Origin of the sequence: Rhodococcus sp. EPR-134 (genome assembly GCF_001647205.1) — a bacterium.
GTDB lineage: Bacteria > Actinomycetota > Actinomycetes > Mycobacteriales > Mycobacteriaceae > Rhodococcus_F > Rhodococcus_F qingshengii.
In genome coordinates this window covers 1-9,795 of the sequence record NZ_LVCT01000021.1, presented here as the reverse complement: position 1 = coordinate 9,795, position 9,795 = coordinate 1, and the positions used below count along the sequence as shown (strand labels likewise).

Annotated in this window: 8 protein-coding genes; 3 read left to right on the top strand and 5 right to left on the bottom strand. The window is 62.6% G+C overall.

The genetic code is table 11. The features are described 5' to 3' along the window. Positions 1 to 477, top strand: a 477-nt coding sequence (locus A2J01_RS00795) for an SDR family NAD(P)-dependent oxidoreductase (protein WP_156519132.1), incomplete at its 5' end; no start/stop codon positions are given. A 14-nt stretch (positions 478 to 491) separates the two neighbouring features. On the opposite strand, the gene A2J01_RS00790 is transcribed toward A2J01_RS00795, so the two are convergent. Beyond that, entirely contained in the window at positions 492 to 1,613 is a 1,122-nt protein-coding gene (locus tag A2J01_RS00790; RefSeq protein WP_064111490.1) for a GGDEF domain-containing protein, read from the bottom strand. A gap of 175 nt (positions 1,614 to 1,788) precedes the next feature. Here A2J01_RS00790 and A2J01_RS00785 point away from each other — a divergent pair, with 175 nt between their 5' ends. Further along, positions 1,789 to 2,433 (top strand): GntR family transcriptional regulator, encoded by a 645-nt coding sequence (locus A2J01_RS00785; RefSeq protein ID WP_007727164.1) that lies wholly within the window; start codon positions 1,789 to 1,791, stop codon positions 2,431 to 2,433. Then, a complete protein-coding gene (locus tag A2J01_RS00780; protein ID WP_052959811.1) occupies positions 2,433 to 3,707 on the top strand; it encodes an MFS transporter in 1,275 nt (424 codons plus the stop codon). The genes A2J01_RS00785 and A2J01_RS00780 overlap by 1 nt, the downstream gene beginning before the upstream one ends. Positions 3,708 to 3,752: 45 nt before the next feature. Here the strand turns inward: A2J01_RS00780 and A2J01_RS00775 are convergent, their stop codons facing one another. From A2J01_RS00775 to A2J01_RS00760, 4 genes are all read right to left on the bottom strand, one after another. Further along, complete coding sequence (locus A2J01_RS00775; RefSeq protein ID WP_064111482.1) at positions 3,753 to 5,324, bottom strand: flotillin family protein; 1,572 nt, start codon at positions 5,322 to 5,324, stop codon at positions 3,753 to 3,755. An 11-nt stretch (positions 5,325 to 5,335) separates the two neighbouring features. Further along, entirely contained in the window at positions 5,336 to 5,851 is a 516-nt protein-coding gene (locus A2J01_RS00770) for a DUF1449 family protein (RefSeq protein ID WP_064111480.1), read from the bottom strand. A gap of 148 nt (positions 5,852 to 5,999) precedes the next feature. Further along, positions 6,000 to 7,301, bottom strand: coding sequence for a M1 family metallopeptidase (locus A2J01_RS00765; RefSeq protein ID WP_064111492.1), 1,302 nt, complete (start codon positions 7,299 to 7,301; stop codon positions 6,000 to 6,002). A gap of 11 nt (positions 7,302 to 7,312) precedes the next feature. Then, positions 7,313 to 9,795: Pls/PosA family non-ribosomal peptide synthetase (locus A2J01_RS00760; RefSeq protein ID WP_231915444.1), on the bottom strand; the 2,483-nt coding region annotated here is incomplete at its 5' end.

Below are 9,795 nucleotides of genomic sequence, written 5' to 3'. Positions count from 1 at the left end.
ACCACCGACGACGTCGTGCGAGACGAAGTCGAAGTGAAAGTGCTGGGGTACCTGCGAACTGCGCGCGCTGTGGCGCCGTATCTGATCGATCAGGGTTGGGGTCGGATCATCAACATCAGCGGTTTGGGTGCCAGACAGGCCACTTCGATCGCCCACACGATCCGCAACGTCAGTGTGTCTGCACTGACCAAGAATCTTGCGGACGAGCTGGGCCCCAAGGGAATCAACGTCACCGTCGTCCATCCGGGCGTGACGAGGACCGAGAGGTTGACCGCACGGATTACGCGCGAGTCGGAAGAATCCGGCCGCTCGCAGGCAGAGGTGGAGCGTGGTATCGCGACGAACTCGATACACCGGATCATCGATGCAGAAGAAGTAGCCGACGTCGTGACCTTCCTGGCATCGCCGCGAAGCATCGCGATCACCGGTGACGCAGTGGCAGCGGGTGGAGGAGTGCCGGGGCCGGTCTACTACTGAAATTGTGCGTACTGCTACCTGCCGGCGGTGGTGACGATCGTGTGAACGCGTCCGCCGCCGAGTCTCTTGCTTTCGTACATCGCCGAATCGGCGACTTTCTGCATGTCCGTGAACGCTGCTGCGCGGTCTTCTCCGGCGACGAATTTGTGGGTACGCACGGCGATTCCGATGCTCGACGTCGATGGTATCTCGTCGGTATTCGAGTGCATTGCCGGTCCGATCGAGTTGAGCATCGGTCCGATGGCTGGCACGGAAAGTCTTTGAACGAGGATGAATTCGTCGCCGCCGACCCGCGCGACGACAGCATCGGCGTGTGCCCAGGCGGATAACCGCTGCGATACCCGGAGAATGATGCGATCGCCGACGTCGTGGCCGTGCACGTCGTTGATCGTCTTGAACCGGTCGATGTCGATCGCGATCACGAGTAGTGCCGCAGATTCTTGACGCTGGAACCCCTCGAGTACCTTCTCGACGTGGCGGTCGAGGCCACGACGGTTCAAGAGGCCGGTGAGAGGATCGAGGTCGGAACTGGAAGCATCCATGCTGAGCATCGTCAGCACGATCTGCGAGATGAATGCGCAGACCACCAACGCGGTGATGACGACCAGTACTTTCGAAACACCAAGGGCTGGATCGCGATCCGGCCCGAACAGAATTGGCTGCGCAGCCACCGCGATTACAAGAAGCGAAAAAGCTATGTGCGCGATCTGCAACTTCGGGTTGTGGAAGTAGGCGATGTAGATGCCGACCAGAGCAAAAATGACACAGGTGAGCAATCGTGCGAGCTGGGAGGAATCTCCAACGACGGAGATCGTGACCGCGATGTCGCAGAAGACCACGAAACCGAACGAGCGACGCTTTGTGGGGCCGAAGGCCCACCATGAGACTCCGACTACGAAGCACGAGATCACGACAACAGTGTTGAAGAACAGCGCAATCGTGCTTGTCGGACCGGCAGGGCTGAATCTGTTCAGTAGTGCGCACACTCCCAGTCCGATGACAATGATGCCAAGTAATAGCCGGGTGGCGGTCGTGAGGCCGTTGTCGCGGAGATAGCGAGTGAAGCGGTCGTATTGATCGGGAAGTATCAACCACTCGCGGGTCAGCGTCCTCATCGACTTCATCTGCGATGTCATGAGTGCGTCAGTCTTCGAAGGCCGGAGCGTGCGCCATTCATCGCGAACTGATTCCTCTTCTGTCTGGCACCTTGCAATGCTAACTGGATCGATGCCGCATCGGACCGAGATGTTCGGATCGGCGACCCGGATGTCTGCGTTGCGCCAGCGTGGAGTATAAATACATCTTGTGTCTATGTTGTATTCCGCTTCCGAAACCGTCTTCCGCGAAGTCAAGGAGCTGATCCTTTCCGGCGAGCTCGCCGGCGGGGAGCTGATCAGTGAGGGTGACATCGCTGCACGGACCAATGTGAGCCGAACGCCGGTGCGTGAGGCGTTTCTGCGTCTCGAATCGGAAGGTTGGATGCGCCTCTATCCGAAGAAGGGGGCGCTGATCGTCCCGGTCGCGGATGGGGAAGCGGAACACGTAGTCAGTGCCAGACAGCTCGTCGAGACTCAGAGCGTTCGAGTGGTGTCGGTCCGACCGCACGCACGGGAAGCGCTTGTCGCAGCGTTGCGCGCGAATCTGATCGAGCAACGTGAGATTGCTGATCGCGGGGACGTGGCCGCGTTCAGCGCAATCGATGCCGACTTCCACAAGATGATCGTTGCCGCCGGTGGGAACCCTTTGCTCGACTCGTTCTACGCGAGTCTGCGCGACAGGCAACGACGGATGACAGCCCGGTCGATCTCACGCGACCCTGGCCAACTCTCGCGCATCCTTGCCGATCACACCGCGCTTACCGACCTCGTCGACACAGGTGATGCCGACGGATACAACACTGCCGTCCTCACACACATGCGCCAGGTCCACGGCCTCGGCTTCGAAGGAACTCTGTGATGAGCACCCAAACGATCGGCGCTGGGACCGCGGCCGAAACTCGTCTCGAGGGTGAACGCCTCTCCGGCGGAAAGTGGCTGTGGCTGACCGTTGCCGCCAGTATGTTCGCCGCTGCCTGGGGCGGAAACGAATTCACCCCACTGCTGGTGATGTACCGACTCGACCACGGCTATTCGCCGGTGATGGTCGATTTCTTCCTCTTCGCCTACGTCGTCGGAATTGTGCCGGCCCTGCTGCTCGGCGGCCCGCTGTCCGATCGATTGGGTCGACGCCCGATCATGCTCCCCGCGCCGATCATCGCGATCGCCGGTTCGACGCTGCTCGCTTTCGGGGCGGACTCCGCCGCTGCTCTCATCCTGGGAAGAATCCTCTGTGGCATCGCCTTGGGGATCGGTATGGCCGTCGGCGGCTCCTGGGTCAAGGAGTTGTCCACGCAACCTTGGGATCCGACGGCGTCGGAAGGCGCAGGTGCTCGGCGAGCAGCGATGAGTCTGACCGCGGGCTTCGCCTTGGGAGCGGGTGCTGCGGGAATCTTGGCGCAGTGGGCGCCCATGCCGAGTGTGTTGGCGTACGTGCTGCACATCGCGATCACCGTCCTCGCCGCCATGGCGCTGTGGCGTGCGCCCGAAACACGACCGGCACAGGCGAAATCCGACCGTCGCAGGTTGATCGACGACCTCAAGATCCCCTCGGCAGGTCACCGCAGATTCCTCTACGTCGTCGTTCCGTTGGCGCCGTGGGTGTTCGGTGCCGCCAGTGTCGCGTATGCAGTTATTCCGGCGCTCATGACCGGGCACAGTGGCGATGCGCCCGTGGCCTTTTCGGCTCTGCTGTGCATGGTCGCGCTGACATGCGGATTCGCGATTCAGTCGTTGGGGCGCAAGATCGACACCGACCGCAGTGCTCGTGGCGCCGTTGTGGCTCTGGTGTTTCTGGTGGTCGGTATGGCCGGTGCTGCTCTGGTTGCGTCGACGCTGACCGTGGCGATCGCGATCGTGGCTGCAGCGATCCTCGGTTGCGGGTACGGCATGGCACTGGTGTCCGGGTTGCTGGAGATCCAGCGAATCGCGGGGCCGGACGATCTGGCAGGATTGACCGCGGTGTTCTACTCGATCACCTACATCGGGTTCGCGGTGCCTGCGTTGCTGGCGATGCTGTCGGAAAGCATTCCGGCACTGAGCTACACGGTGACTCTGCTGTTCGGATCAGCCGCCGCCGCTGCCTGCTTGATTCTGATTCTCTTCAAGTCGCGTTCACATCTTCCGAGCGCGTGAAGCCGGCCCGCCGACTCCTGCGAGAGTCGGCGGACCGGGGCGAAATCACGCGTCTACGGTTGCGGAACCGTTTTCCGAATTGTGGACCGAATTGTGTACCGAACCAGCCGGAACCGATGCGGTCTTGTTCAGGCCGTTGAGCAAACCGGTGATATCGACGCCTGAGCTTTCGAGAGTTTCGATGACACCGGCAATCACCTGGGGACTGATGCCCAGGATCGAGCCGATCGAACCCTGCGCCCCGTCGCTGCCGCCGACGATGGAGATCCGATCGATGTCGCCGACCGGCTTCGCTGCTGCTGCGGTGGCGTCGACCAGTGCTGCCAGAACGTCAGGCAGAGTGAGCAACTGCGCGGCCTGCGGGGTGTAGGAATTGAGCGCCTCGGCGATCTGACGCTTACCGGCAGCTTCGGCTTCGAGCTTGGCGCGCAAACCATCCGCTTCGGCCTGCTGTTCGGCGCGAACGGCGTCGGCCGCTACCTTGCGGCCGTCAGCTTCGGCTTCCAGACGTGCTCGAAGGCCGTCGGCATCAGCCTGCTGCTCGGAGCGAACAGCGTCGGCGACGAGCTTTCGTGCATCGGCCTGAGCCCCGCCGGCCTGCCTTGCTGACTCGGCCTGTGCCTGGGCGCGGAGGATCGCGGCCTGTCGCTCACCCTCTGCGCGTGCGATGGAGGCTTGGCGTTCGGCCTCGGCCGGTGCAATGACATCTGCCTGCAATGCCGCTTCCGATTGCTGGGCGCGACGACGCTCGACCTCGGTGCGAGCTTCGACGCGGGCCGCCTCGGCCTGCTCACGTGCGATGCCGACGGCCTTCTCGGCCGTTGCCTGCGCGAGTGGTCCGGCCTGGTCGGCTTCGGCGTTCTCGGCTTCGGTCTGTGCTCGAAGGCGAGCGAGTTCGACGTCGCGCTTCTGATTTGCACTCGCGATCGCAGTGTCGGCCTCGGCCTGTGCGACGGAGCCTGCCTGTCGCGCCTTTGCCGACTGGATCTGCGAATCACGCTCTGCTTCAGCAGTTCCGATCGCGGCATCACGTTTGACCTCGGCGATGCGGCGCTGACCGAGCGATTCGAGGTAGCCGTTGAAGTCGGAGATTCCCGCGATCTTGATGACATCGACTTCCATGCCGATGCGTGCGAGGTCGCCGCCTGCCTCCTCGACCACGCTGCGTGCGAGCGAATCGCGGTTGGAGTTCGGATCCTCGACCGTCATGGTTGCGGTGATTCCGCGCAGGCTGCCGGCGAGGATTTCGTTGATCTGCTGCTGGAGTTCGTCCAGGTCGGAGGTCAGGAACCGTTGCACCGCTGTCTGAACCGCTTCGTCGGCGGAACCGATTCGTACCAGGCCGACTGCCTCGACGTTGACCGGAACACCGTCGTTGGAGAGCGCATTCTTGAGATTGATGCTGACGTTGAACGGCTCGAGCGACATGATGTCGACGCGTTCGATTCCCGGAATCTTGAACCGGGCTCCGCCGCGGACGACTTTCGGCTTGCCTCGTCCGGTGAAGACCGCCACTTCGTTCGGCGGGACCTTGACGTAGTTCTTCACGTAGATCGCGGGGAGAACGATGAAGATGATTACTGCGACTACAACCGCAATGATGATGATTGGCAGCATGTATCGAGTCCTTAGATCGCGTCGTCAACCGTGACGACGTGAAGGTATTGATCGTCTACATCGGCGATGTAGACGGTGGTGCCGGTGGTGAGCGCCATCGGCTGTGCACTGACGGCCTTGGCCTGCACGCGATTGCCTTCGGCGTCGACGAACGAGACTTCTCCCCAACCTTCGGCTGCAATGGTGAGGGTGACCGTGCCCAATAGCCCGGAGTACGAAGCTCGTCCGATGTGCGAATTATCTTGTTGCTCAAGGAGGTAGGGGAGAAGTAGGCCGCGCGTGACGACAACGAGCACGGCGGCGAGTGCGAGTGCTGCAATCACCGCTACCAACGTCGGAGCGTCCGCGAGAGCGGCAGCTACGCCGCCGGCGCCGAAGCCGAAAAGTGCTGTGGCCAAAGTTGTCAGGCTCAGAAATGGCAGCCCGTCTGCGTGGCCGCCGCCCAGATCTGCAACCTCGCCGACGGCAAAGGCTCCGATCAGGGCGACGACCCCGATCACGAAACATATTGTGAATACAACGAACATCGATCCCCCGATCTACCTGTCGAGGAAGCGTGCCCTGAGAATTGTGTTGTCGGGGTCGTCCCTCGGCCCACCTCTATAGTAAAGGTATGACAAAGCTAATCGGCGCATTCGGAATGTTTCGGCGTGGTGATATCGCGGTGAGAGAGCGTCAGAGACGAGGCAGGGAGCGCTGATTCAGCCATGCATCCCAGAGTGGGCGCAATGGAGTGTCGGTGAAACGTGAAGCGAGATCGGTGAATTGCTCGGTGCTGACCGTGCTGTGCCGATGCTTCGTGGTCCACTGACGGATCAGTTCGAAGAACTTCTCGTCTCCGAGAACGCCGCGCAGGGCGTGCAGAGTCAATGCGCCCCGCTTGTAGATTCGATCGTCGAACATCAGGGCAGGCCCGGGATTGGCGACGATCAAGTCCTGAGATTTACGCCCGAGCCCTTGATAGGCGTTTGTCGCGAGTTGGTTCGAGGACGGGCCACCGGAATTCTCGGACCAGATCCACTCCGCGTAACAGGCAAAGCCTTCGTGCAGCCAGATGTCGCACCACTGCCCGAGAGTGAGACTGTTGCCGAACCATTGATGGGCAAGCTCGTGTGCGACAAGACGTTCGGAACCGCGCCTGCCTGTGCAGTGGTTGGCTCCGAAGATCGAGAGTCCCTGCGCTTCGATGGGGATTTCGAGTTCGTCGTCGGTGACCACAGCGGTGTAGTCGGCAAAGGGATACGGCCCGAACAGCTTTCCGAAGACCTCCAACATCTGGGGTTGGCGCCCGAAGTCGACGTCGAACGCTGCTCGCAGCCGAGGTGGGTGAACGGCGAAGACCGGTACCGGCCCGGCGCTCACTTGTCGGTGCTCGTACTGACCGATCTGAATGGTTGCCAGGTAGGTTGCCATCGGTTCGGTCTGCTCGTAGGCCCACGTCGTCTGACTCGCACGGGTCTGCTTGCGGATCAGCTTGCCGTTGGCGAGGGCATAGAACGGGGAATCGGTGGTGATCGAGATGCGGTACGACGCTTTGGAAATCGGATGGTCGTCGCACGGGAACCAGGACGCCGCGCCGTTGGGCTGACTTGCGACCAAAGTTCCTTCGTCGAGTTCCTCCCAGCCGACTTCGCCCCACAGGCTCTTGATCGGCTCGGGGTTGCCGCTGTACGCGATGGTGACCGACAGGGCACCGCCCGCGGGGATCTTGGTAGACGGCGTGAGGATCAGCTTGTTGTTCAAGTGCGCGTACTTGGTGCCGCGGGCACCGTTGACGGACACCTTGGACACCTGCAGGTTCTGCGCGAGGTCGAAGCTGAACTTGGATCGGCTCGCGGTGGTGACAGCGGTGATGACAGCTTTGCCGGCGAGACGGTTGCTGAAGACCTTGTACGTCAGTTCCAGTTCGTACCGGGACACGCGGTACCCGCGGTTGCCGTTGAGCGGCAGGTACGGATCGATCGGCTCCTCGAGCATTCGGTTCGGCTTCACGACGCCACCCACGGTGCAATCGGGTTGCCCTGCCAGCGGGTGGAGGGCGGAACGGTGTCACCTCGCATCACCAGAGATGCAGGCCCTACCGACGCTCCCGCGCCGATGCCGGCTGCGGGTAGCGCGACGCAATGCGGTCCCAGCGTTGCTCCTGCTCCCAAGGTGACGGTGTCCATGGACATGATCCGATCATGGAAGAGATGAGTTTGCACGACGCACCCCCGTTCCACTGTCGCTCCGTCGCCCAAAGTCACAAGATCTGCCTCGGGTAGCCAGTACGACTCACACCAAACGCCCTTGCCGATCTTGGCCCCGAGCCCACGCAAGAAGATGTTGAGTACGGCAGTACCAGTCGCTGCGCGAGCGAACCACGGCGCCGCGACGGTTTCGACGAACGCGTCGGCTACCTCGTTGCGCCAGACGAACGAACTCCACAGCGGATGCTCGACCTTGGCGATGCGCCCGACGACGATCCACTTGGCGGCGATGGTGATCGCGCCCGCCACTGCTCCGGCGACGAGCAGAATTACGCCGCTCAACAGAGCCGCGAACCAGAATCCGACGGCGCCGACCAGTGCTTCGAGTGCAAACAGAACACCGAGACCGATGCCGAACGTGACCATCACGGGGATCAGTCGGCAGGTTTCGACCACTCCGCGGGCGATCTTGAGTCGCATCGGCGGATTGAACGTGCGGGCGGCGTCGGTGTCCCCGGCAGCCCTTCTCAGACGTACCGGTGGACTACCCAGCCACGATGATCCGGACTTGGCCTTGGACGGGGTAGCCGACAGAACCGCCACCAGACCGTTCTTGGGGACGCGTCGACCGGGGGCGGTCATACCGGAGTTGCCGAGGAACGCACGCTTGCCGATCTTGGCCTGTTCGATGTGCATCCAGCCGCCGCCGAGGCCGTAGCTCGCAACCATGGTGTCGTCGGCGAGGAATGCGCCGTCGGCGACCGTCGTGAACTTGGGAAGGAGGAGCACGGTGGATGCTTCGACGTTCTTGCCGATCTTGGCGCCGAGGAGGCGGAGCCATCCCGGCGTCAGCAGGCTCGCGTAGAGCGGGAAGAGGAAGGTTCTGGCCGAGTCGAGCAGGCGTTCGGTCGCCCACACCTGCCAGCCGATGCGGCTGCGGACAGGGTGGTAGCCGGGGGTCAGCCCGATCGAGAGAAGACGAACGGCCACAAGGGTGATGACTGCGAAGACGAGCAAACTCAGGATGGTCGCGACGGGAAGCATGATCAGCGATTGGAGCACTGCGCTCGCGAGCGTGTCGGTGTCGCGAATCCACCAACCGATCAATGCGATCCCGGCCATCAGCGCGAAGATCGGCATACCGGCCAGGAAGACCGAGGTGACACCGTATACCGGCACCCAGCCGGGTGCACGCTTCGGATGTTCGGCAGGCCAAGGATGATTCGCTTTCCCGACCTTGGTGGCGGGGGAGCCGGCCCACTGCTGGTTTGCCTTCACTCGGCCGAACACCGCAGATCCGGGTTCGACGACGGCGTCGCGACCGATACGCGCGCCGGGCAGAAGCGTCGAGCGTGAACCGACGGAGGCGCCGTCGCCGATCTTGATCTCACCGATGTGGATGACGTCGCCGTCGATCCAGTGGCCCGAGAGGTCGACTTCGGGTTCGACGGAGCAGCCGTCACCGAGTTCGAGCATGCCGGTGATGGGAGGAAGGGTGTGGAGATCGACGCCGCTGCCGATGTCGGCGCCGAGGGCGCGGGCGTAGTAGAGCATCCACGGTGCGCCCGAAAGGTTGGCTGCGCCACTGGCTTCGGTGAGTCGCAGCGCTATCCACAGACGCAGGTGTTCACTACCACCTCGCGGGTACGTTCCTGGCTCCAACTTGCGTAGGAGCAGGCGCGCCCCGACGACGGCGATGGTCATACGGCCGATCGGCGTGATGAACACGATGAACGCCAACAGGATCCACCACCACGAGACCGTGGGCGCCCAGCGGACGTCGACGAACCAGCCGAGGACGTTGTTCGCGATCGCCAGCCACGTCACCCACTGCAGTCCGGTGAGCGGCGTGAGTGGAACGGTGACGGCGATCTGCGCGAGCTGAGTCTTCAAGGGTGTCGGAGCGACGATGCGCGGCTCCACAGTTTCGGTAGGTGCCAATTCGTCGAGATATTCGGCGAGCGATCCCAACCGCGGATGGTCGTAGAGTTGTGCGACGGTCACTTCTGGGAACCGCTCGCGCAGGGCGGTCACCAACTGAGCAGCAGAGAGGGATCCGCCGCCCACTTCGAAGAAGTCGTCGTCGAGTCCGGTGATCTGGGCTCCCAGGATCGATCCCCACAGGCCGGCAACCCAGGCAGCGGTGCCGTCGAGGCCCAACGCGGCCCCGGCATCTTCACCGGCGCCGGGCAACGGCCACGGCAGCGCATTGCGGTCGACCTTGCCTGACGTACGCGTCGGAAGTTCGTCCATCAACGCCAGACGCGGCACGAGGGCTGCTG